At 68.1% G+C, this 23,853-nt stretch carries 13 protein-coding genes; all 13 read left to right on the forward strand.

Going from position 1 to position 23,853, the window contains the following annotated elements; translation table 11 throughout:
- The first annotated feature begins 6 nt into the window (after positions 1-6).
- The 13 genes from F3J45_RS01800 to F3J45_RS01860 all read left to right on the forward strand — a co-directional run bounded on the left by F3J45_RS01800 (position 7) and on the right by F3J45_RS01860 (position 23,842).
- Complete coding sequence (locus F3J45_RS01800) at positions 7-1,245, forward strand: CpaE family protein (RefSeq protein WP_167056350.1); 1,239 nt, start codon at positions 7-9, stop codon at positions 1,243-1,245.
- Between the two features lie 16 nt (positions 1,246-1,261).
- The gene (locus F3J45_RS01805) at positions 1,262-2,614 is read left to right on the forward strand and encodes a CpaF family protein (protein ID WP_167056353.1); all 1,353 of its coding nucleotides are present in this window, start codon (positions 1,262-1,264) and stop codon (positions 2,612-2,614) included.
- Positions 2,614-3,594, forward strand: coding sequence for a type II secretion system F family protein (locus tag F3J45_RS01810; RefSeq protein WP_205300345.1), 981 nt, complete (start codon positions 2,614-2,616; stop codon positions 3,592-3,594). Before F3J45_RS01805 ends, F3J45_RS01810 begins: the two co-directional genes overlap by 1 nt.
- On the forward strand, positions 3,591-4,544 hold the full coding sequence (locus tag F3J45_RS01815; RefSeq protein WP_167056360.1) for a type II secretion system F family protein: 954 nt from the start codon (positions 3,591-3,593) through the stop codon (positions 4,542-4,544). Before F3J45_RS01810 ends, F3J45_RS01815 begins: the two co-directional genes overlap by 4 nt.
- Before the next feature lie 26 nt (positions 4,545-4,570).
- The gene (locus F3J45_RS01820) at positions 4,571-5,437 is read left to right on the forward strand and encodes a tetratricopeptide repeat protein (RefSeq protein ID WP_167056363.1); all 867 of its coding nucleotides are present in this window, start codon (positions 4,571-4,573) and stop codon (positions 5,435-5,437) included.
- 6 nt (positions 5,438-5,443) lie between these two features.
- Complete coding sequence (locus F3J45_RS01825; RefSeq protein ID WP_167056366.1) at positions 5,444-5,989, forward strand: TadE/TadG family type IV pilus assembly protein; 546 nt, start codon at positions 5,444-5,446, stop codon at positions 5,987-5,989.
- The gene (locus tag F3J45_RS01830; RefSeq protein ID WP_167056369.1) at positions 5,986-6,597 is read left to right on the forward strand and encodes a TadE/TadG family type IV pilus assembly protein; all 612 of its coding nucleotides are present in this window, start codon (positions 5,986-5,988) and stop codon (positions 6,595-6,597) included. Before F3J45_RS01825 ends, F3J45_RS01830 begins: the two co-directional genes overlap by 4 nt.
- Before the next feature lie 141 nt (positions 6,598-6,738).
- A complete protein-coding gene (locus F3J45_RS01835) occupies positions 6,739-8,298 on the forward strand; it encodes a TadE/TadG family type IV pilus assembly protein (protein WP_167056372.1) in 1,560 nt (519 codons plus the stop codon).
- A 12-nt stretch (positions 8,299-8,310) separates the two neighbouring features.
- The gene (locus F3J45_RS01840; protein ID WP_167056376.1) at positions 8,311-17,514 is read left to right on the forward strand and encodes a beta-propeller fold lactonase family protein; all 9,204 of its coding nucleotides are present in this window, start codon (positions 8,311-8,313) and stop codon (positions 17,512-17,514) included.
- A gap of 467 nt (positions 17,515-17,981) precedes the next feature.
- The gene (locus F3J45_RS01845) at positions 17,982-19,649 is read left to right on the forward strand and encodes a TolC family protein (protein WP_370526167.1); all 1,668 of its coding nucleotides are present in this window, start codon (positions 17,982-17,984) and stop codon (positions 19,647-19,649) included.
- Positions 19,630-20,409, forward strand: coding sequence for an efflux RND transporter periplasmic adaptor subunit (locus F3J45_RS01850; protein WP_167056379.1), 780 nt, complete (start codon positions 19,630-19,632; stop codon positions 20,407-20,409). Before F3J45_RS01845 ends, F3J45_RS01850 begins: the two co-directional genes overlap by 20 nt.
- Complete coding sequence (locus F3J45_RS01855) at positions 20,406-21,737, forward strand: efflux RND transporter periplasmic adaptor subunit (protein WP_167056382.1); 1,332 nt, start codon at positions 20,406-20,408, stop codon at positions 21,735-21,737. The genes F3J45_RS01850 and F3J45_RS01855 overlap by 4 nt, the downstream gene beginning before the upstream one ends.
- Positions 21,734-23,842, forward strand: coding sequence for an HlyD family efflux transporter periplasmic adaptor subunit (locus F3J45_RS01860; protein ID WP_370526168.1), 2,109 nt, complete (start codon positions 21,734-21,736; stop codon positions 23,840-23,842). The genes F3J45_RS01855 and F3J45_RS01860 overlap by 4 nt, the downstream gene beginning before the upstream one ends.
- Positions 23,843-23,853: the final 11 nt, after the last annotated feature.

The raw sequence follows: 23,853 nt of genomic DNA on the forward strand, positions 1-23,853 counted from the left end.
GCCCCGATGAACGACACCACGCGAACCCCACAGGCCAGCGCCGAACCACGCCCGGCGCTGGCGCTGTACGCCGCCAGCGGCAGCGATGCGCAGCTGTTCGGCCAGTACCTGCAACGCCTTGGCCTGTCGCCGGCGCTGGCCCAGGCCGGCGGCTTCAGCGCCGCCTTGAGCGGCTGCGAGCTGCACAGCGTGCCCGAGGTGCTGGTGGTCGACCTCGACGGCCAGGCCTCACCGCTGCAGGCCATTGCCGAGCTGAGCCAGGTATGCCCGCCGTCCACCCGCCTGGTGGCCCTGGGCAGCGCCCACGACCTCAACCTGTACCGCGCCCTGTTGCACGCCGGTGTGCATGACTACCTGTGCAAGCCGGTGCCCCTGGACCAGTTCGCCAGCACCCTGCGCCGCGCCCGCGACCCGCAGGAACACGGTACCCCCGGCAGCCGCACCGGCCGCACCCTGGCCGTGACCGGCGTGGGCGGCGGGCGCGGCACCAGCACCGTGGTGGCAGCGCTCGGCAGGCTGCTGTCGAACGAACGCCACAGCAGCAGCGCGGTGGTCGACTTCGACCGTGGCCGCTGCGACCAGGCCCTGCTGCTCGGCCACCAGGGCGATGCCGGCCTGGCCGCCACCCTGGCCGCCAGCGAACTGGACTCGCGCCTGCTCGAACGCGCCATCGCCCAGATCGACGAACGCCTGTACCTGCTGGCGCAAGCGCCCGACCTGCACGCCGCCGACAGCTTCAGCCGCGAACACCTGCTGAACCTGGGCGCCAGCCTGTGCCAGCTGTTCAACCAGGTGATCTGGGACTTGCCCAGCGGCCGCTGCCACGGCGCCCTGGATGTGCTCGCCCATGCCGACACGCGCATCCTGCTGTGCGACTTCAGCGTGCAAGATGCGCGCAACTGCCTGAACCTGCTGGGCGAGATTGGCGATGAAAGCAACGGCCAGCGCCTGCTGCTGGTGGCCAACCCGCAGCGCCCCGGCAATACCGACGTGGTGGAGCGCGAGCAGTTCGAAGACTTCATCAGCCGCAAGGTCGACCTGGTGCTGCCCCACGCCGGCAGTGCCCTGGCCGACAGCCTGCTGGCAGGCCCGCTGCAGCTCAACCGCGCCCCGGCCCTGCGCCAGGCCCTGCTCGACCTTGCCGACCTGGCCTGCGGGCGCACGCCGGTGGCGCCGCCACTGGCCGCCGGCAACCTGATCCTGCGTCTGCGCCAGGCCCTCGGCCGCACGCGCCGCGCGGCCTGAACCAAGGAGTGCGCGCATGATTATCCGCCCCACCCGCAAAAGCCCCGAAGCCACACCCGGCAACCCGGCACCCGCCGCGGCCCGCGCGGCCAACGACGCCCCACAGCGCGTGGCCGCGGCGCGCCCGGCCGACACCCTGGGCACGCAGAACCGCCGGCTGATTCGCAACCAGCTATACGACCAGATCGACCCGCTCAAGGCCGCCGCCCTGGGCCGCGACGCCCTGCGCCAGCAGGTCGAGGGCGTGGTCCGGCGCATCTGCGACGACAGCCGCTTGCAGCTGTCGCGCCAGGAAGAGCAGGCCGTTTGCGAGGAAATGCTCAACGAGATGGTCGGCATCGGCCCGATCCAGCCGCTGCTGCACGACGACTCGGTGAACGACATCCTGGTCAACGGCGCCGGCACGGTGTTCGTCGAACGCTACGGCAAGCTGGAGCTTTCGCCCATCACCTTCATCGACGAAGAGCATGTGTTCAACACCGCCCAGCGCATCGCCGCCGCCGTGGGCCGGCGCATCGACGAGGCCAACCCGATGGTCGACGCGCGCCTGGCCGACGGCAGCCGGGTGAACGTGATCACCCACCCGCTGGCCATCGACGGCACCACCATCTCGATCCGTAAGTTCATGCGCCGCAACATGTCGCTGGAAATTCTGGCCGAGCGCAGCGCGCTGTCGGCCGACATGGTCGAGGTGCTCAAGCGCGGCATGCTGGCCAAGCTCAACATCGTGGTGTCCGGCGGCACCGGCGCGGGCAAGACCACCCTGCTCAACGCCTTGTCGCAGAACATCAGCGATGCCGACCGGGTCATCACCATCGAAGACGCCGCCGAACTGCAACTGCAGCAACGCCACGTGGTGCGCCTGGAAACCCGCCCGGTCAGCGCCGAAGGCACCGGCAAGGTCGACCAGCGCGACCTGGTGCGCAACGCCCTGCGGATGCGCCCAGACCGCATCATCCTTGGCGAGGTGCGCGGCGGTGAATGCTTCGACATGCTCCAGGCCATGAACACCGGCCACGACGGCTCGCTGTGCACGGTGCACGCCAACACCCCGCGCGACGCCATCATGCGTTTGGAGAACATGGTGATGATGGCCGGCATGCAGCTGCCGCTGGAAGCCATTCGCCGGCAGATCGCCAGTGCCGTGAACCTGATCGTGCAGGTCGAGCGCATGCGCGACGGCGCCCGGCGCATCGTCTCGGTCACCGAGGTGTGCGGGATGGAGAACGACGTGATCCAGACCCAGGAGCTGTACGGTTTCAAGACCACCCACATCGACGCCGAAGGCCGCCTGAGCGGCCAGTTCGTCGCCAGCGGCCAACGGCCGCTGTTCTACACCCAGCACGCGCACCTGTTCGGAGGCCTGTGATGAACGCGGTCCTCGACCTGTTCACCCTGGTGGTGTTCCTTGGCGTGCTGGTGGCGTTCTATGCCGTGCGCAGCCTCAGCGGCAAGCGCCAGCGCAGCCTGGCCCAGGCCGAGCGGCTGGCGGCGCTGAAGGCCAGCCTTGGCAGCGGTGCGGCGCTGCTCGGCGGCGACGATGGCCTGTTGCGCGACAGCGCAGGGCCGGCGTTCACCCGCTGGCCGGTGATCGGCACCGCGCTGGCGCGGCTGTGGACCGACCTCGACACCCTGGGCTGGCGCGCCAACCTGCGCAGCCGGCTGGCCATGCTGCTGCTCGCCAGCCTGACCTTCGGCGTGCTGCTGGGCCGCGAAACACCGCTGCCCTGGCTGTACGGCAGCCTGCTGACGCTGCTGGCGTTCAGCCTCAGCGGCCTGGTGCTGTACCGCCAGGCCATGGGCAAGTACCTGCACCAGCTCAAGCTCGACCTGCCCCAGGCCATCGATGCCATCACCCGCGCCGCCCGCGCCGGGGTGCCGGTCAGCAACGCCTTCAGCATGGTCGCGCAGAACCTGGCCGGGCCCCTGGCCCGCGAGTTCGTGCAAATCGACAACTGGCTGCGCCTGGGCGTGCCATTGCGCCAGGTGATGCAGGAATCGGCCAACCGCGTGCCGCTCAACGAGTACCGCTTCTTCGCCGTGATCCTGATCATCAACATGGAAGCCGGTGGCCGCCTGGGCGAAACCCTCGACCGCCTTTCGGCCACCCTGCGCGAACGCCAGGAGCTGTTTCTCAAGATCCAGGCGAAAACCTCCGAGGCCCGCGCCTCGGCCAAGATCGTCGCCGCGTTGGTGCCCTGCGCGCTGGGCTACATGTACTTCAACTCGCCCCGGGACTTTCGCTTCCTGCTCAACGACCCCACTGGCAACAGCGTGCTGTTCTATGCCTTTGGCAGCGTCGCCCTGGGCCTGCTGATCACCCAACTGATGGTCCGGAGGATCGGATGACCCCATGGCTTGACGACCCCTTCGTGCTCACCGCGCTGGGCCTTTTGTGCTGCGGCCTGGGCATGGCGCTGATCGGCCTGCACCGGCGCCAGCGCCAACCGGTGCTGCGCGAGCGCCTGACCCGCGACAGCAGCGCCGTGCAGGCCCAGGCCGACATTCTGCGCGACCAGGCCCTGCAGGTTCCGCAGCAACTGCAAGCGCTGGCCCAGGCCAGCGCCCGGGTGGGCGAGCAACTGGCCGGTGCCGAGCGCGACCGGCGCAAGCTGCGCGAGTTGCTGACCCTGGCCGGCCTGCGCCAGCGCGAGGCATTGGGCTTGCTGGTGCTGGGCAAGTACCTGCTCGGCCTGCTGCTGGCGTCGCTGGTGCTGCTGGCCGGCTTCGACAGCGGCCAGCGCCTGACCCTCAACGGCATGACCGCCGCACTGATCGCCCTGTTCGTCGGCACCCTGCTGCCAGAGCTGTGGCTCAAGGCCCGGGCCGCGCGCCGCGGCGGGCGCCTGGAGCGCAGCCTGCCCGATGCGCTGGACCTGATGGTGATTTGCGCCGAGGCCGGCCTGCCACTGGGGCGCATCCTGCAAGTGGTGGCCAAGGAGCTGGCCTTGTCGGCGCCGGAAATGGCCGAGGAACTGCGCTACACCTGCGCCGAGCTGCAACTGGTCAGCGACCGCGCCAAGGCCCTGCAGCATTTTGCCGAGCGTACCGGGGTCAGCGGCATCGAAAGCATGGTGTCGACGCTGATTCAGGCCGAGCGCTATGGCACCCCGCTGTCCCACGCCCTGCGCACCATTTCCGATGAAAGCCGCAAGACCCTGGTGCTGACCCTCGAAGAGCGCGCCGGCAAGCTGCCCGCGCAACTGAGCGTGCCGCTGATGACCCTGATCCTGCCGCCGATCATCGCCATGATGGGCGCCCCGGCCCTGGTGCGCATCGTGCGCCTGCTGACCCACTGACCCCCGACTTCCCACAGGTAACTGCCATGTCCCGTTCACTTATCGCCCTGTCGCTGTTCGGCGTTCTCACCCTCAGCGGTTGCAGCAGCCTGGCCCCGGCCCTGCACACCAGCGCCGATGCCCCAGCCGGCCAGGAGGCCGGCGAAGCCCTGAAGCTTGCCCGCGTATTGCGCGACAACGGCCGCTTGGCCGGTGCGTTCGAGGTGTACCAGCGCATGGACCAGCGCCAGCAGCTCAAGGGCGCCTACCTGGTCGAGTACGCCAGCGTCGCCGCCGCCGTGCGCCCGGCCCGGGAAGCCTACGCCCTGTTCGACCGCGCCCGCCGCGAGGTTGGCCCCGACATGCCCGGCCTCACCGCCACCGAGCGCCAGGCCCTGTGCGGCGGCTTGGGCCGCGCCGCGCTGGCGCTGGGCAATGCTGCCCGCGCCGAAGCCGACCTGCGCTGCGCGCTGGACGTGCAAGGTGACCGCAGCCAGCGGGCGCAACTGCTGAACATGCTGGGCGTCGCCCAGGCCCAGCAGGGCCAGCACGCGGCGTCGCGCGAGTCGTTCAACCAGGCCCTGGAGCTGGACCCCGGCTACAGCGCCGCCACCAACAACCTGGCCCTGAGCTGGTTGGCCGACGGCCAGCGCAGCAAGGCCATTGGCCTGCTCAACACCGCGCGCAACGGCGCCGACGTCACCCTGCAACTGAACCTGGCCCTGGCCTACGTGCTCGACGGCCACGACGACACCGCCCGGCGCATTCTCGAAGAGCGCCTGGCACCGGACTACGCCGCCCGCGTGCTCGAACGCTTCCAGGCCACGCGCCAGCGCATCGAAGGCGGTGCGCCGATCGACAGCGAACTGCTCGCCGCCAGCCAGCAGCCGCTGCAACTGGCCAGCCAGGACTGAGTGGCAATGAAAGCAGCCCTGCAACGCCTGCGCCGCCAACAGGAGGGGGTGACCGCGGTGGAAACCGCGTTCATCCTGCCTGTGCTGCTGTTCGGCCTGATGATGTTGTTCGAACTGGCCCACATGGCCATGGTGATCGCTGCCGGCAACCTGGCCCTGGAACACGCCGTGCAGCGCTTTCGCACCACACCCGACTACTACCGGCTCAGCCCCGAGGCGATGGAGTCCCAGGTGGCCCAGCGCATGGTCGAGCGCAGCTTCAACCTGTTCGATGCCGGGGAGCTCAAGGTCGACGTGCTGCCGTTCGAGAACCTGCGCAGCTTTGGCGAGTCGCGCTACGGCCCAAGCCAGGACGACAGCACGGACCAGGACGAGCAGCAGACCACCGACACGGCACTCTCGCCGCCGATTCTCAGCGTCACGGTCGACCTCAAGCAGAACTACATGACCACCTTCCCCGCGCTGTTCGGCCTCGGGGATGGCTACCAGTACCAATACCGCCACTTGCTCGGCAACCTGCCCAGCCCGCTGCAAACCGAGGACGGCCAATGAATTTTCGTCGCAGCCAACGCGGCAGTGCCAGCGTCGAGGCCGCCCTGATCATGCCCATCCTGATCGGCGTGACCCTGCTCGGCGCCGACCTGTACACCCTGCACCAGGCGCGCAGCTACCTGGAGCAATCGGCCCATACCCTGGCTTCCACCCTGGGCGTGCAAAGCACGCTGGATGCCAACGGCCTGCAGGCCTTGGTGGACGAAGCCACGCGCATGACCGCGCGGTTGAACACCGACCTCGACCCGGTGCCGTTCGAGCTGATCGTGAGCAAGGTCGAGCCCGACCGCAGCATGGCCTGGCGGCCCCTGCACCGCGGCGGCGCCAGCGGCATCTGCCGGGCCAACAGCGCCGGGGCGCAGTACACCGGCGAACTGCCGGAAGTGCCGCGCGCCGCCGACGACGACAGTGACGACGAGGCCAGCGACACCGACAGCTCGGTGGTGGTGGTGCAGCTGTGTACCGAGGTCGACCGGCTGGTGCTGAGTAGCCTGGTGCTCACCGACAAGACCCTGCAAGTGCAGGCTGTAAGCCGCCTGCAGCACGGCACGCCAACCCTGGACAAAGCCCTGACCCAGGAGGTCATGCCCCAGGGCGAAACCCAGTGACCGCCTGAACCGGCCGCGCCCGGCGGCCGGGTTAAGCAATCTTAATGGTACGGCGATTGCTGCTAACAAGAAGCATTCCTATCTTTGCAGCGCGGCCCGAGAAGGCCAGCACCACCCGCCTCGCCCAGGAACCCCTGCCCCATGCTTGCCACCCTGCCTCTGCGCCACCGGCTGCGACAGTTCGCCCGCCAGCAACACGGCGCCGTCGCCCCCTTCGCCATCCTGGTGATCGGCGGCGCCCTGCTGGCCACCGCCTTCGTCATCGAACAAACCCGCGCCCTGGAAAACACCGCGCAGCTCAAGCGTGCCACCGACGCCGCGGCCATGGCGGTGGGCAACCAGCGCCTGCTCGACGACCGCCTGAGCCTTGCCCAGATGCAGGGCCTGGCCGCCGGCTTCGTGCGCGCCAACCTGGGCACCGACCGCGAACTGATCGACCAGGTCGACAGCGGCGCGGTGGATGTGCAGCAAACGCGCGACGCCGACGGCAAGCTGAACATCACCGTCTCGGCCAGCTTCGTGGCCCATGCCGACATGCTGGGCGCCAATCCCCAGTCATTGCAGGTGAGTTCCACCGCAGAGGTGGTCAACCGCCCGGTGGAAGTGGCCCTGGTGGTGCCCAACACCCTCAGCGAGAACGACAGCGATATCGCCGCCCTGCGCCGCCTGACCCTTGAGTTTTCCAAACAGGTGCTGGGCACCCGCCCCGATGGCAAGACCTGGATTTCCCTGGTGCCCTACAGCCAGGCGGTGAACGTTTACGACGACGAGGACAGCAACCGTATCCGCCGCTGGGCCACCCCCAGCGCGCTCACCCCGGTGGAGCTGCGCTCGCTGTTTCGCACCGGCTACAGCGGCCTGGCCGACCAGCGCATTCCCGACCGGCGCGCCAACCTGCTGTGCATGTACCGCGGCCTGCGCCTGGGGGAAAACTACTTCTGGGACGAGGCGCCTTCCGGGCAGTTCAAGATCTACTACCGCCACGACCTGCCGGAGAACGGCAGCCCCGGCGCGCCGGCCATTTCCTGGGTCGGGCCGAACCCGGACTTCGGCCAGGCCTCGGGGGTCAACGACACCCGCTGGATGGTGGCCGACAAAGGCTGCCCGGCCGCCGCGCTGCTGCCGCTGACCCGCGATATCGACAAGATCGAGCGGCGCAGCGAGCAATTCACCACCCGCTTCAACACCAACTACGCCATCGCCATGGGCTGGGCCGCCATGGCACTATCCCCGCGCATGCGCGGCAGCGCCGGTTGGGGCGACAACGAACTGCCGCTGGACTTCAACGCCGACGGTGAAGGCGACAACGCCAAGATCATCGTGATGCTGGCCAACACCACCGGCAACTGGTTCGACACCGACGCCTACAACGCCGAGGTTGGCCAAGCCATCAACGGCGAGAACGGCAGCGTCTCGGCCAACGACGTCGCCGGCCAGCGCTTCACCCTGCTGTGCCAGAGTTTTCGCGCCCGTGGCCTGAAGTTCCATTTCCTCGGCGTGCGCCCTGGCGACCCGCAGGACTTCGGCCGCGTGCTGTTCGACAAGGTCGCCGGCCCCGGCCTGCAGGTGTGTGCCGGCAACGGCAGCATGACCTTCGCCAATGCCGAGAACTTCGCCGACGGCGAAGCGCAGATCAAGAACCTGCTGAGCGACATCGCCCAACGCATCAAACACGAGCGCTTCGTGCGCCTGATCGACTGACAAGGACCCGCCATGAGTGCTCCCCGCCCCCGCAACCCTGCCACCCCTACCCGCCTGGCGCTGGCGCTCGAACCGCGCATGATGTTCGACGCCGCCGCGGTGACCACGGCGGTGCAGACAGCCGAGCAGGCCGACGCCCAGCAGGCCGCTGCCGGCAACCACGCCCCCAGCCTCAGCGCCGAACCGGCACAGGCCAGCCACACGGTCAGCGAACAGGCCAGCACCAGTGCCCCACTGTTCAGCAATGCCGTGGCCAACAGCAACGACGAGGGCCAGGGCTTCGACACCCTGCGCATCACCATCGACAGCGCCGGCAGCCAGGAAGCGCTGGTGATCGACGGCACCCAGATCGTGCTGGAGCCGGCGGCTGGCGCAGGCGTTGAAACCCAGGGGGAGCACTTTAGCTACACCGTCACCACCGAAGGCTCGCTCACCACCATCAACATCGCGCTGTCGTCGAGCAACGAGAAGCACAACACGGCCAGTTACCTCAAGGCGCTGGTCGAAAGCATCCAGTACCGCACCCTCGATGGCAGCCTCGACAGCGGCACGCGCACCGTAACCCTGGCGCGCATCAGCGACATGGGCGAGGACAACAACAGCAGCGAACCGGCCATCAGTGCCACGCTGACCCTGGTGAGCACGGTGAACCGGGCGCCGGAACTGCAATCCGATGCGCCGCTGGACCTGGCCCAGGGCATCGGCGGCCTGGGCAGCACGGTGCAGAAGGCGCTCTACAGCAGCGACGGCCATTACCTGTACAGCGCGGGCAGCGACGGCCGCCTGCAGGTGTTCCAGGCCGATGCCCTGGGCAACCTGACGGCCCTGCAGAGCCTGGACGCGCCCCAAGGCCTGGGCACCCTCAATGCCCTGGTGATGAGCAGTGACGGCAACTTCGTGTACACCGCCGGCAGCGACAACCAGATCCACACCTACCGGGTGGCCGCCGACGGCACCCTGAGCCAGATCCAGGCGGTGCAGCTGGGCAGCGTCACCGGCCTTGCGCTGTCTGCAGATGGCACCCGGGTGTACGTCAGCACCCAATACAATGGCCTGGAGGTGTACCAACGCGACCCGGTGCTGGGTGCGGTCAGCAGCAGCGTGGTGCAGTCGCTGAGCCAGGGCAGTTTTGGCAACGCCGCGCCAGACAAGGTCTACGTCAGTGGCGACTATGTGTATGTCACCACCGATCCGCAGTACATCGGCTTCGATACCCTCACCGTGCTCAAGCGCAATGCCGACGGCTCGCTCAGTGCAGTCGACCAGGGCGCAGCCAACCTCACCGCCGGCCAGTTCACCGGCCAGACCCTGCACAGCCTGGTAGTCAGCGACAGCGGGCTGATCTATGTAGGCGACCGCAAGGACGGCGTGATCCAGGTTTTCCAGCTCGGCCAGAATGGCCTGGTGCGGCTCAACAGCGTCAGCCTGGCGAACGTCAACGCCCTGGCCATCAGCGCCGATGGCCTGCGCCTGTACGCCAGCACCAGCGATGGCAAGGTCACCCAATACCAGATCGGCGCCAACGGCACCCTGACCGCCAGCGGCAGCCTTGACGCCGCCGGTGCGCAAGGCTTGCTGGTCAGCCCCGATGGCCAGTCGCTGCTTGCCCTGGGCACGGGCATCGACCGTTTCAGCGCCGTGCGCAGCTACATGAGCGGCAGCGACCTGGCCATCGGCCAGGGCCTGACCTTGAGCGACAGCAACGCCGATGCCCTGGGCGCAGGGCTGGGCGACTACAGCGGCTTTACCCTGACCTTGCAGCGCCAGGGCGGGGCCAATGGCAACGACCAGTACGCCTTCGCCGCCGGCAACGGGTTCAGCGTGGACGGTGAGCGCCTGTTGAGCAACGGCGTGGAAGTTGGCCGCTTCACCCAGGCCAATGGCACGCTGACCGTGACCTTCAGCGCCGCGCTCACCCGCAGCCAGGCCAACAGCGTGCTGCAGCAGGTCATCTACCGCAACGCCACCGACACAGGCGCCGTCAGCCTGCAGTTGGTGGCCAACGATGGCCAGCTCGACAGCAAGGCGCAGGTCGTGGCCCTGCTGATCGGCATCAACAGCGCGCCCACCCTGAGCGCGCAACCTGTGGTCAACCCGGTGTACGACACCCCGGGGGTGCAAGTGCAGCTGTTCAGCGGCACCCAGGTGAGCACCGGCGAGGCCGGCCAGAGCATCACGGGGCTTGCCTTCGAACTCGACGGCCTGGCCGATGCCAGCGACGAGTACCTGCTGGTGGACGGCACCCGCATCGCCTTGGAGCAGTCCGCCAGTGGCACCCTGGCCAACGGCATGGCCTACAGCTACACCCGCGACGGCGCCAAGGCCACGCTGGTACTGACCAGCAGCAGCGGCCTTGCCACTGCCGCCGTGCAGAACTTGGTCGATGGCATCGCCTACCGCAACGAACACGTCAGTGCCGTCAGCGGCGTGCGCAGCATCACCCTGGCCAGTGTCACCGACAATGGCGGCAGCGGAGGCGGCGGCGTCGACACCCGGGCCCTGGCCATCACCGCGCAACTCACCCTGCGCACCGGCAGTGCCCCGCAGCTGAGCGACAGCTTCACCCCCGATGGCACGCTGATCTACTTCGACGGCAAGCTCGATGGTTTCAGCAACCATGTGATCAGCCTGACCCTGAGCGCCGATGGCAAAACCCTGGTGGTGGCCAGCAACAGCGCCACCAATGCCACCGGCACCGGCTACGTGCAGGTGTTCGCCCGCGACACCGGCAACGGCAGCCTGACCCTGCTGCAAACCTTCACCCAAGGCGCCAGCGACGACCCAGGCACCGTGGCCATCGAAGTCGACGGCCTGAACAAGACCAGCTCGGTGGCCTTCTCCGCCGATGGCAACTCGGTGTACGTGGCCGGCTATATCAGCGGCCAGGACGCCGGCACCCTGGTACTGTTCCAGCGCGACGCCAATACCGGCGAGCTGACCTACCAAGGCGTGCAGGCCCACCAGGGCGACGGCGCCGTGGCCAATGCCGATGGCCAGCTCGACGGCGGCGTGAAAGGCCTGGATGGCCAGGTTGGGCAGATCGTGCTGTCGGCCGACGGCAAGTTCCTCTACACCGTGAACGGCGCCACGGTGGCCGACGGCAGTACCGGCAAGGCGACCGTGGGCATCTACGCCCGCGACCCGCAGACCGGCGCCCTGGCCTGGGTTGGCAGCTACGCCGACAGCGCCAGCATGCCGCGCCCCAGCGGCCTGGTGTTGTCGCCCGACGGGGCCACCGCCTACATCAGCAACCTCAGCAGCCGTACCCTCACGGTACTCAGCCGCGATGCCAGCAGCGGCACCCTGACGTTGTTGCAAACGCTGACCCTCGACAGCATCAGCAGCGACCCGGCCAGTGCCGCGCTGCCAAGCAACACCGGCTTTCTCAACGCCAACGACATCATCATCGCCCCCGATGGCAGCACGGTGTACATCAGCAGCAACGACCCGGCCTACATCAGCAGCTTCAGCCGCGACCCAAGCAGCGGCAAGCTGACCTTCACCGGCGCCATCGATACCTATGCCCTGACCAGCAGCACCTTCCTGCGCGAAATGGCCATCAGCGCCGATGGCAAGACCGTCTATGCCACCACCTTTGGTGCGCAGAAACTGGTGGTGTTCAGCCGCGACCTCGCCACCGGCGCCCTCACCCACAGCCACAACATCGCCCTGGGCATGAGCGCCAACCGGGTCATCATCAGCAGCGACGGGCGCAACCTGTACACCGGCGCCGTGCTGGTCAGCGGTGGGCTGGGGGTGCTCAACGCCCAGCATACCCAAGCCTGGAACCAGGGCGCGGACAACCTGTTCGCCGCAGGCCTTACGGTCAGCGACGTGGACTACGAGGCCCAGGGCAGCTATGCCGGCCTGGTGGTGACCGTCAGCCGCAGCGATGCGGCCCAGGCCGCCGACCAGTTCGCCTTCGTCAGCGGCAACGGCCTGACCCAGGACGGCCAGCGCCTGCTGCTCAACGGCCAGCCGGTGGCAACCCTGGTGCAAAGCGCAGGCACCCTGACCCTGACCTTTACCGGCGCGGTGGATGCGCAAACCGTCAACGCCGTGCTGCATCAACTGGGTTACAGCGCAGGCCCCAGCGCCACCGACGCCCAGGTCAGCCTGACCCTGACATTCGACGACGGCCTGAAACAGAGCAGCCGCGAGATCGTGCTGCAGGTCAACCACGCGCCCACCAGCAGCCAAGGCATGCCGGTGCTGGGCAGCATCGAAGTCGAGCAACCGTTCCAGGCCACCTTGCCTTTGGCCGCGTTCACTGACGCCGAAGGCGACAGCCTGAGCTTCACCCTGCAGGGCCTGCCCGAAGGCCTGACGTTCGATGCCGCCACCGGCACCATCAGCGGCAGCCCGGCCGCCGGCAGCGTTGGCCAGTACAGCCTGCGCCTGGTGGTCAGCGATGCCCGCGGCGCCGAAACCGTGGTGCAACTGCAACTGGAAGTGCAGGCAGCACCGGACCAACGGCCGCAGCTGTCAGCCGACACCACCGACCTTGAACAGGTCGGCAGCGGCGTGAACCAGGACGACAGCGGCACCAACCTGATCGACTCGCCGCGCGACACCTTGCTCAGCGACGATGGCCGCTACCTGTACGTAATTGCCGATGCCAGCGGCTGGGACGGGTCGAGCAAGGCAGCAATCAGCGTGTTCAGCCGCGACGCCGACGGCCAGCTGACGCTGGTGCAAACCCTGGGCAGCGGTGACCTTACCCTCTCCGTGCCGGAGAAGGTGGTGTTGTCTGCCGACCAGAAATGGCTGTACGTAATCACCTCGGGCGACAACAGCGTGCAAGTGTTCGCCCGCAACAGCGACACCGGTGCCCTCACCCTGGCCAGCCATTTCAGCGCCGACAGCCTGGGCGAAAGCCTGCCGATGGTGGACGACATCGCCCAGCATGGCGACAGCCTGTACCTGGCCACCAACGCCGGCCTGTTCGTGCTGCGCCAGGCCGAAGACGGCAGCCTCAGCCAGGTGGCCGCCTACACCGACTTCACCGGCCTTGGCAGCGTGCACCGCCTGCTGGTAAGCGCCGACGGCCAGTATCTGCTGGCCAGCGGCATGGGCGGCCAATACCTGCTGGCCACCCTGCGCATCGCCAGCGACGGCTCGCTGAGCCAAGTCGCCACCCTGGCCACCGGCAGCGAAACGCACAACTTGGCCGCCCTGGCCCTGAGCGCCGATGGCAGCTCGCTGTACGTGCTCGACAAGCAAGACAGCACCGTGCTGTACAGCATCGCCCTGGGCGCCGACGGCAGCCTGCAACTGCTCGGCAGCCAAACGGTACAAGCCGATGCCATCGACCTGGTGGTGGCGCGCAACGGCAGCGCCGTGTTCGTCGCCGGCGGCGAGCACCTGGAAAGCTTCGCCCGTACCAGCGACGGCCTGCTGAGCAGCCAGGCGCGCAGCTTCCAGCTGGATGAATGGGGCACCGAGCAACTGACCGGCCTTAGCCTCAGCGCCGATGGCCAGCACCTGTACCTGGCCGGCGATGTGAGCGGCAGCAAGGTCGTCGGCCTGCGCATCAAGGTGGACGGCCTGCAGGTCACCGAAGGCGACGCCGCTACCCTGCTGCTGCCAAGCGGCGCGTTGAGCGACCAGCAACTGGATGCGCTGGGCGACTACCAGGGCGCGAGCCTGGTGATCGCACGCCAGGGCGGGGCGTCGAGCGACGACCTGTTCGGCTTTGTCGACGGCAATGGCCTGACCCTGCGCGACGGCCAGATTTTCAAGGGCGACACGGCGATTGCCAGCCTCACCCAGGCCGATGGCCAGCTGACCGTGCTGTTCATCGCCCCGCTGACCCAGGCCGATGCCCAGGCGATCCTGCGCCAGATCGACTACCGCAACCTCAGCCAGGACCCGACCCGCGACGGCACCCGCCAGCAGGTGCAGATCACCTTCAACGACGGCGACGGCAACAACACCCGGCTGAGCGTGGACCTGACCCTCACCGGGGTCAACGACCCGGCCATTCTCGAAAGCCAGCCGCTGAACCCTACCCTGCAAGGCTGGGGCGACCCGGTGAACCTGTTCACCGGCACCCGCATCGACACCATCGAAAGCGGCCAGAACATCGCCCGGGTGGTCATCACCCTGGACGCCGTGGCCGCCCACGATGTAATCCGCGTGCTGGGCCAGAAAATCAACCTCGACCAGGCCATCGACTCCTCCCCCACGCTGCCTGACGGCCTGCAGTACATGATCCGCGTGGAAGGCGGTGTGACCACGCTGACCCTGTACGTCAACCGCTCTGCCGCCGACACCGCGGCACTGATCGACAGCCTGGCGTTCTACAACATCGCCGGCGAGTTGAGTGGCAGCCGCACGCTCACCCTGGCCATCGTCGAAAGTGCCCAGGCGGACAATGTCAACCTCGACACCACCCTGGCCGATAGCGTCACCGTTACCCTGCAACGCAGCGCCGCCGACAACAGCGCACCGCAAGTGAGCAACAACGGCGCCGCGCAGCTGTACAACGAGGCCGGAGCAGCGATCACCATCGCGCCCCAGGCCAGTGTCAGCGACGCCCAGTTCGATGCCTTGGGCAACGGCCTGGGCAACTACCAAGGCGCAACGCTCACGGTCACCCTGGACGCGCCCCAGGCCGGAGACACCCTGGCATTGCGCGAGGGCAACGGCCTGACCCTGGTGGACGGCACCCTGCTCAAGAACGGCGTGGCCATTGGCACGGTCGCCGTGGAAGGCGCCAGCCTGGTGGTGCACTTCAACGACGACGCCGGTACTGCGCCAACCCGCGCCGACGTCAACAACGTGCTGCGCCAGGTGACCTTCGCCAGCAGCAACCGCGCCCCGGCCGCCCAGGTGCACATCAGCGTGACCCTCAGCGATGGCCATTTGGCGTCGGCGGCGCTGGCGGTGACCGTGCAGGTGCTGCAGGTCAACGACGCCCCGCAAGTGGACAACGACCCGGTGCTGTCGCTGGGTGATTTCACCCTGAGCCATGAAGACGCAAGCCTGGCGGGGCTGGCCGATGTGCACAGCGCCGTGCTGAGCAGCGACGGCAAGACCTTGTTCGTGGCCGACAGCCAGGGCGTGATCGCCTGGTTCTCCCTGGCCGCCGATGGCAGCCTGAGCGCGCTGGGGCGCCTGCCTGCCAGCGAGGGCGTGACCATCGACAGCCTGGCGCTGAGCAGCGATGGCCAGTCGCTGTATGCCGTGGCCAATGGCGGCAATGAGGTGCGGACCTACCTGCGTGATACCGACGGCAACCTGACCTTCGTGCAGAGCACGGGCTACCTCAGCGACCTGGGCAGCCTGAGCCAGGTGCTGGTGGACCAGGACGGCCGCCACGTGTATGTGGCCGGGGACTACGGCCTGGCCGTGTTCGAGCGCGGTGCCGACGGCGCCCTGACCCTGGCCAGCCAACTGGCGGGCAACGGCTTCTCGGCCCCCTACCTGTGGCAGCCCCGTAGCCTGTCGCAGCAAGGCGACCTGCTGGTGGTGACTACCGGTTTCCAGAACCACCTGGCGGTGATCGTCTACCAGCGGGATACCGCAGGTGTGCTGACGCTGGTCACCCATGCCGATGCCAGTACCGCCGGTGGCCTTGACCTTAGCGGGCTGGTGGGTGCGCAACTGAGCAGCGATGGCAGCACCTTGTACATCGCCGCTGGCAACGGCGTGACTCGCCTGAGCCTGAACCCGACCAGCCACGCGCTGAGCCTGCTCGACCGTGTCGAGGTGAGCGGGATCAGTGACATGGCGTTGAGCGCCGATGGCCGCAGCCTGTACCTGGTGCTGGCCGATGGCACGGTCCAGCGGTATGCCAGCAGCGAAGGCCTGCAACGGCTCGACGAGCAGCATTCGGCGGTGGTCACCCAGGGTGGGCATATCCAGCTGGGCAGTGCTGGCCAGGTGTTGGTGATTGGCCAGGGCATTGCCCAGTTCGAGGCCCCCGGCGCTGCGCAGCCACACTACACGCTGGCCGGCGAACCGGTGGCGCTGGCCCCGGCCTTGCGCCTGGGCGATGCGGAAATGGACGCAGCCAATGGTGGCCTGGGCAATTACCAGGGTGCCAGCCTGAGCCTGCAACGCGAAGGCGGCGCGGTGGCCAGCGACCAGTTCGGCCTGATCGCCGGCAATGGCTTCAGCCTGGTCAATGGGCAGGTACTGCTCGACGGCCAGGTGGTAGCGCAGTTGCAGAGTGTCGACGGCGTACTGAGCGTGAAGATCGAGGCGGCGCTGACCCGCGCCCAGGCCAATGCCCTGCTGCACCAACTGTCGTATGCCAGCAGCGCGACGCAGACCGGCGAGGTACGCCTGGCGCTGACACTTAATGACGGCGCGTTGGAAAGTGCCGCGGTGCGGGTGAGTGTGTTGGTGGGGGCGGCTCAGGAGCCAGTGGAGCCTGTTGATCCCGTGGATCCTGTAGACCCTGTCGATCCTGTTGACCCCGTTGACCCTGTTGACCCCGTGGAGCCTGTCGATCCGGTCGACCCTGTTGACCCAACTGAACCGACAAACCCTGTGGAACCCGTGGAGCCGACGGTTCCCGTGGATTCCGTCAATCCGGTCATCCTTGACGCCCAAGCGCCCTTCTGGCCTGCCCAGGCCACTGCGGCGGCCGCAACGGTCGAGCGCGATGCCCCACGGGCCGATGTCGCCGCCCAGGTGTTGCGCCAGATCGACGACAGCCAGGCCGCCTTCGACCGTCGCACCCAGGAGATTGCCGATTTGCCCGAGCCTGATGCGTTGCCCGAACACCGCGACGAGCCGGTGTCGCTGCACCTTGGCGCGCCATTGCTGGCCATCGACCCACTGGCTGTCGGGGTACAGGCCACACGCCACGACGTGCACCTGGCCGCCGCGCCCGGCGGCGTAATCAAGCTGCCAAGCGGCCTACTCAGCAGCCGCGACGGTCGCGTGCAAATCAGCGTGCGCCTGGCCAACGGCCTGCCGCTGCCGGCGTGGATTCGCTTCGACCCGCAACGCGGGGAGATCCAGGTACAGGGCCAGGCGCTGCAGCGCTACGGCCAGCTCGACTTGCTGCTGCGTGGCCAGGACAGCGCGGGGCACCAGGCCACGGTCAAGCTGCACCTGCATGCAGGTCAGGGCCAACCCCAGGCATCGGCCGAGCCGCTGCCTGGCCACCAGGGGCTTAGCGCGCAATTGCAGGCCAAGGCTAGCGGTAGCTGGATGAGTCAGGCCCAGGAGCTGCTGGTAACTGTCTTCGGCAACCGCTGAAGGCGGCAGGCAGGCCTCTGGGGGCTCGCCGACAGATTTTCAGCGCCTGTGAGATCGAGCGCCGCCCGCGCGGCGCTTCGCGAGCTGCGCTCGCTCCTACGTTTGTTTCGGGCCAGTGAGTCCTGGGGCATTTGCGCGCGAACGCTTTGGCGCATGGCGCAACATCGCGTCGTACAAACAAGGCGGCCGCGCGCGCATTTCACAGGCATAACTGGCCCGAAACAAACGTAGGAGCGAGCGCAGCTCGCGAAGCGCCGCGCGGGCGGCGCTCGATCTCATAGGCGCCACACCTCTCACGGCAGGCACATGGCAACCCTGACCGGCGCTTCAGCCATTCAGAACGCGACACCGCATTAAGCAATCTTAATAAACCCACCATTGCCCGGTATTGGGAACAATTCTTATCTTCTCCCCGCCGCGCCCCGCATCACCGGGCCGCGGCCCACCATACGTTCAAGGGAAATCACGTGATCAAGAAGCATCTGCCAGGCGCGTCAAAGCGGGCGCCGTTGAAAATCGCCGTGGGCTTCATGGCCATGGGCCTGAGCGCTTGCGCGATTACCCCCGAACCGCTGACCCTGGAGCAACAACTGGCCCAGGCCAGCGCCGACCGCAGCCGCATGTTCGACAACCAGGAACCGGTCACCCAGGCCATCGACCTCGACCAGGCCATGGCCCGTGCGGTGAAGTACAACCTGCAACAGCGCCTGGCCCTGATGGAACGAGCCCTGGAAGACAACCTGCTCGACCAGCAAAGCTACGACCTGCTGCCCAAGCTCGCTGCTCGTGCCGGCTGGCGTGGCCGCGACAACCAACTGGCATCGTCCAGCCAGTCGCTGCGCACCGGCAACCAGTCGCTTGAGCCTTCCACCAGCCAGGACCGCAGCCTGCGCAGTGCCGACCTGCAACTGTCGTGGAACGTGCTGGACTTTGGCATCGGCTACTTCGGTGCCAAGGCCCAGGCCAACAAAGTGCTGGCTGCCGAAGAACGCCGCCGCCGGGTGATCGCCGATATCATCCAGCAAGTGCGCAGCGCCTATTGGGAAGCAGCCACCGCCCAGCGCCTGCAGCCCCAGGTGCAACGTGCCCTGGCCGATGCCCGCCGGGCCCTGGGCCAGGCCCGGGAAACCGAACGCCAACGCCTGCTGGCCCCGGTCGAGGCGCTGCGCTTCCAGAAAGGCCTGCTGGAAACCGTGCGCCAATTGGAAACCGTCGACAGCGAGCTGGCCACCGCCAAGGCGCGCCTGGCCGGCTTGATGAACCTGCCCCCGGCCACCGACTTCCAGCTGGCCGTGCCCAGCGACAGCCAACTGCAGGCGCCCAACCTGGCCTACCCGCTCGCCGACCTGGAAGCCATGGCCATGGTCCGCCGCCCGGAAGTGCGCGAGGAAAGCTACCAGGCACGCAACGCCGTGCTGGAAACCCGCGCAGCCCTGCTGCGGCTGATGCCCGGCGCGTCGCTGTTCGTCGGCAGCAACTACGACAGCAACAGCTACACCGCCAACAAGAACTGGGCCGATGCCGGCGTGCAGGTGAGCTGGAACCTGATGAACGTGCTCGCCTACCCAAGCGTGGCGCGCACCGGCGAAGCCCGCGAAGCGCTGGCCGACATGCGCCGCCAGGCCCTGCGCATGGCCGTGCTGACCCAGGTCAACGTGGCTTGGCAGCAATACCACCAGGCAACCCGCCTGTTCGAACGCTCCAACGAGCTGCAACGGGTACAGGCCGGCATCCTCGGCCAAACCGAAAACGCCGTGCGCAGCGACGCCCAGAGCGTGCTCGAACAAGTGCGCACAGCCACCGAGACCGTGCTTGCCACCCGCAGCCGCGACCGCAGCTTTGCCCAATTGCAAACCGCCTACGGCGCCATCTACCAGGCCGCCGGCCTCGACCCACTGCCCGAGCGCCTGGCCGGTGACAGCGTTGCCGAACTGGCCCGCGCCATCGGCCGCAACAGCCTGGCCTTGGCCCAGGGCCAAGTGCAGCCACCACTGATGGCGCGCTACCAGGTGGCCAGCCAGGCCTACCCTGGCGCCCCGCGTATCGCCGCGGCGCAGGTGGACATGTGGAGCAGCCTGGGTTCGCTGCAAAGCGCCGAACTGGTCGAGGTACGCCATGCGCCGGCCCGTCGCTGAACTGTGCCTGCTGGCCCTGCTCGGCAGCCTGCCGGTAATGGCCGACGAACTGCCACCGCTGCAGCCACCGCCAGCCTCGCTGGCCGAACCAGACTTGCGGGTACAACTCAGTGCCCGCCAGCGCACGGTGATCTCCAGCGAGCTGGCCGGCAAGATCACCGAGCTCAAGGTCAAGGAAGGTGACAGCTTCCGCAAGGGTGAGCGCCTGGTCGGCTTCGACTGCGCCATCCACCGCGCCCGGCTGGGCCACTCCGCTGCCGCCCAGGAAGCGGCCAGCCGCAAGCTGGGGGTGGCGCGCAAGCTGGACCAGCTGCAGTCGATCAGCGTGTCCGACCTCAGCCAGGCCCAGGCCGAGCTGAGCATGGCGCGGGCGCAGAACGGCGTGAACCAGGTGATGGTGCAGCACTGCAGCATCGACGCGCCGTTTTCCGGCCGGGTTGCCGAGCGCAAGGTGCAACCTGGCGAGTATGTGGCCGAGGGCAAGGAACTGCTGGCGCTTTACGACGACAGCGCCTTCGAGGTGGAACTGATCGTGCCATCGCGCTGGATGGTGTGGCTCAAACCTGGGTTTGCCTTCAGTGTGCACCTGGATGAAACCGGCAGCGACTACCCGGCCAAGGTCGACCGCCTGGGTTCGGTGATCGACCCACTCAGCCAGTCGATCAAGGTGTTCGGCCGAATCGATGCCCAGGCTGGCCAGTTACTGCCAGGCATGAGCGGCAATGCGCGCATCACCCCACCGGCCAGCGCCGACTCATGACCGCAGCCCTCAATGACCCCACCCTGGCCGCGCTGCTGCAGCTCGAACGCCAGGCCAGGGCCGCCGACAGCGCGGCGGCCCTGGGTTTCGTCATGGTCAACGAAACCCGCCACCTGCTGCCCTACCGCCAGGCCATGCTGTGGGACGCCCGCAGCCAGCGCCTGGCCTGCTTGTCTGGCCTGGCCACGGTCGAGCCGGACGCACCCTTCAACCACTGGCTGGCCAGCCGCTGCCAAGCCTGGCAGCAGGCCCACCCAGGGCCACAGCTGAGCAGCCTCAATGCCAGCGCCCTGCCCCGCGAGGATCAGGCGCTGTGGGCCGAGTACCTGCCACCATGGCTGCTGTGGCTGCCGCTTCACGACCGCAACCAGCGCTTGCTGGGCGCGCTGCTGCTGGCCCGCGACCAGCCACTGAGCATGGCCGACAGCAGCCTGTTGCCACTGTTGCAGGATGCCTACGGGCATGCCTGGGCCAGCTTCGAGCGCCCGCGCCTTGCCCGTTTCGCAAGCCTGCGCAACCAGCGCAAGCCGTGGCTGATCGGCGCAGGCGTGCTGCTGGCCCTGGCCTTGCTGCCGGTGCGCCAGGCCGCGCTGGCACCGGCCGAAATCACTGCGCTGCGCCCCAGTGTGCTGCGCGCACCGCTGCAAGGGGTGGTGGAGCGCATTCTGGTGGAGCCCAACCAGCCGGTCAGCGCTGGCCAAGCGCTGGTTCAGCTGGATGCCCGCGAGCTGCAGAGCCGCCTGGAGGCGGCGCGGCAAACCTTGGCCATTGCCGAAGGCGAGCTGCGCCAGGGCCAGCAGCAGGCCTTGAACGACGCCCGCAGCAAGGCTGGCCTTGCGGTGCAGCAAGGCCGCCGCGACCAGGCGCTGGGCGAAGTGCGTTATCTGGAGCAAAGCCTGGCCCGCACGCGCATGGTCGCGCCCCACGACGGCGTGGCCCTGTACGACGACCCGGCCGAGTGGCAAGGCCGCCCGGTCAACCTGGGCGAGCAGATCCTGCAGGTGGCCGACCCGCACCAGGCGCAGCTGGAAGTGCGCCTGCCGGTCAAGGACGCCATCGAATTGCACAGCGGCGCGCAGGTGCTGATGTTCCTCAATACCGACCCGGCCTCGCCGCTGCAGGCGCGCCTTGAGCACCTGGGCTACCGGGCCAGCGCCACGGCGGACGGCAGCATGGCCTACCGCCTGAAAGCGGTGTTCAGCGAGGACGACCCGCGCATTCACATCGGCCTGAAGGGCACCGCCAAGGTCTACGGCGAGCGCAGCACGCTGTTCACCTACCTGTTGCGCCGCCCGCTGGCAACCCTGCGCATGTGGCTGGCGCTGTGACGGCGCTGGGCGCGCTGCGCGAAGAACTGCGCCTGCACCCGGGGCCCAGTGACGCCACCGGGGCGCCGGGCTGGACGCTCGAAGACCCGGCCAGCGGCCAGTTCTTTCGCCTGGGCTGGGCCGAAGTGGAAATGCTCGGCTGCTGGGCGTTGGGCGACCCTGCCCAGGTGGCCCAGCGCATCAGCGCCACCACCACCTTGCGCCTGGAAGCCGAGGATGTGCTGCAACTGCATGCGTTCCTGCGCCAGCACCAACTGTTGCAGAGCCTGGGCCCCGATGACCAGCGCCGCCTGAACGACCGGCTGGCCGCCGGGCGCACTGGCTGGGCACGCTGGCTGCTGAAGAACTACCTGTTCATCCGCGTGCCGCTGCTGCGCCCGGACGCCTTCCTGGAACACACCCTGCCCTGGGTAGCGCCACTGTTCAGCCTGACCTTCTTCGCCCTGACCGTGGCGGCCGGCCTGATTGGCCTGGCCCTGGTGCTGCGCCAGTGGGACACCTTCACCCACACCTTCCTGCACTTCTTCAGCCTGGAAGGCGCCGCCCTGGCGGGCCTGACGCTGATGCTGGCCAAGGTGCTGCACGAGCTTGGCCACGCCTACACCTGCAAGCGCCAGGGCGCCCGGGTGGCAACCATGGGGGTGGCACTGCTGGTACTGTGGCCGGTGCTCTACACCGACACCTCCGGTGCCTGGCGCCTGCCCCGGCGGCGCCAGCGCCTGGCCATCGGCGCGGCAGGCATGGCGGCCGAGCTCGCCCTGGCCTGCTGGGCCACGCTGCTGTGGAGCTTTCTGCAGGACGGCATGCTGCGCAGCGCCGCGTTCATGCTGGCCAGCACCACGTGGATCCTGACGCTGGCCGTCAACCTCAGCCCCTTCATGCGTTTCGACGGCTACTTCCTGCTGTCGGACCTGCTCGGCGTGCCCAACCTGCAGCAGCGGGCCTTCGCCCTGACCCGCTGGCGCCTGCGCGAATGGCTGTTCGGTTTTGGCGACCCCGCGCCGGAATACTTCCCCCCGCGCCTGCGCCGTTTGCTGGTGGCCTACTCGCTCGGCACCTGGGTGTATCGCTTGTTCCTGTTCCTGGGCATCGCCCTGCTGGTGTACCACTTCGCGTTCAAGCTGCTCGGCCTGCTGCTGTTCGCCGTGGAAATCGGCTACTTCATCCTGCTGCCCCTGATCAACGAAGCACGCCAATGGCATGCCCGCCGCAAGGACCTGCGCATGAACCGCAACAGCCTGATTACCCTCACCGCCTGCCTGCTGGCCGTGGCCCTGCTGTGCCTGCCCTGGCGCGCCAGCGTGCAGGCCCCGGCACTGCTCAAGGCGGCCGGGCAAGCCAACCTGTATACCCCGGTGGGCGGGCGCCTGGTGCGCATCCTGGCCCAGCCTGGCGATTCGGTCAGCGCCGGCCAGCCGTTGTTCGAGCTCGAAGCGCCAGACCTGCAGCAGGAGTTGCACAGCGTGCAACTGCGCACCTTGACCTTGCAGTGGCAAAACAGCTTCCAGTTGCTCGACCGCGACAGCGCGGCGGGCATCGGCGTGGTACGCCAGGAACTGGCGGCCGCGCAACAACGCCTGCAGCTGCTGCGCCAGCACGTACAGGAACTGACCATTCGCGCACCGGTCGCCGGCCAGCTGCGCGATATCGCCGAGCCTTTGCAGGCCGGCCAGTGGCTACCGCCCGGCGAATGGTTAGGCACCTTGGTGCAGCCGGAGGCGGCACGGGTCGAGGCATTTGTCGAAGAACACGACCTGCAGCGCCTGGGCAGCGCCAGCGAGGGCCGTTTCTACCCCGAGAACATCACCCTGCCCACCCGGCCCGTGCGCCTCGAACAGCTGGCACGTACCGCGGTAAAGCAGCTGGGCATGGCCGCCGAACTGGCCTCGCCGTATGACGGCGCGATTGCCGCCACGCTCGACTCCCAAGGCCTCGCCCGGCCCGAGCAGGCCCTGTACCGCGCCGACCTCAGCGTCACCGATGACCAGCCTGCACCGGCACTGCTGCTGCGCGGCACCGTGGTGCTCGAAGGCGAGCGCCAGAGCCTATTGTTGGCAGGCTGGCGCACGTTGGTGGCTGTGCTGATTCGGGAGTCGGCATTCTGAGCCAACCGCTG

The organism is Pantoea sp. Ap-967, from assembly GCF_011752565.1.
Classification (GTDB): domain Bacteria; phylum Pseudomonadota; class Gammaproteobacteria; order Pseudomonadales; family Pseudomonadaceae; genus Aquipseudomonas.

Excerpts from the sequence above, each read along its gene's own strand:
- F3J45_RS01850 (WP_167056379.1), top strand. The coding sequence starts at position 19,630 with ATGCGCCGGCCCGTCGCTGAACTGTGCCTGCTGGCCCTGCTCGGCAGC.
- F3J45_RS01820 (WP_167056363.1), top strand. The coding sequence starts at position 4,571 with ATGTCCCGTTCACTTATCGCCCTGTCGCTGTTCGGCGTTCTCACCCTC.
- F3J45_RS01800 (WP_167056350.1), top strand. The coding sequence starts at position 7 with ATGAACGACACCACGCGAACCCCACAGGCCAGCGCCGAACCACGCCCG.
- F3J45_RS01840 (WP_167056376.1), top strand. The coding sequence starts at position 8,311 with ATGAGTGCTCCCCGCCCCCGCAACCCTGCCACCCCTACCCGCCTGGCG.
- F3J45_RS01810 (WP_205300345.1), top strand. The coding sequence starts at position 2,614 with ATGAACGCGGTCCTCGACCTGTTCACCCTGGTGGTGTTCCTTGGCGTG.
- F3J45_RS01835 (WP_167056372.1), top strand. The coding sequence starts at position 6,739 with ATGCTTGCCACCCTGCCTCTGCGCCACCGGCTGCGACAGTTCGCCCGC.
- F3J45_RS01855 (WP_167056382.1), top strand. The coding sequence starts at position 20,406 with ATGACCGCAGCCCTCAATGACCCCACCCTGGCCGCGCTGCTGCAGCTC.
- F3J45_RS01830 (WP_167056369.1), top strand. The coding sequence starts at position 5,986 with ATGAATTTTCGTCGCAGCCAACGCGGCAGTGCCAGCGTCGAGGCCGCC.
- F3J45_RS01815 (WP_167056360.1), top strand. The coding sequence starts at position 3,591 with ATGACCCCATGGCTTGACGACCCCTTCGTGCTCACCGCGCTGGGCCTT.
- F3J45_RS01825 (WP_167056366.1), top strand. The coding sequence starts at position 5,444 with ATGAAAGCAGCCCTGCAACGCCTGCGCCGCCAACAGGAGGGGGTGACC.
- F3J45_RS01805 (WP_167056353.1), top strand. The coding sequence starts at position 1,262 with ATGATTATCCGCCCCACCCGCAAAAGCCCCGAAGCCACACCCGGCAAC.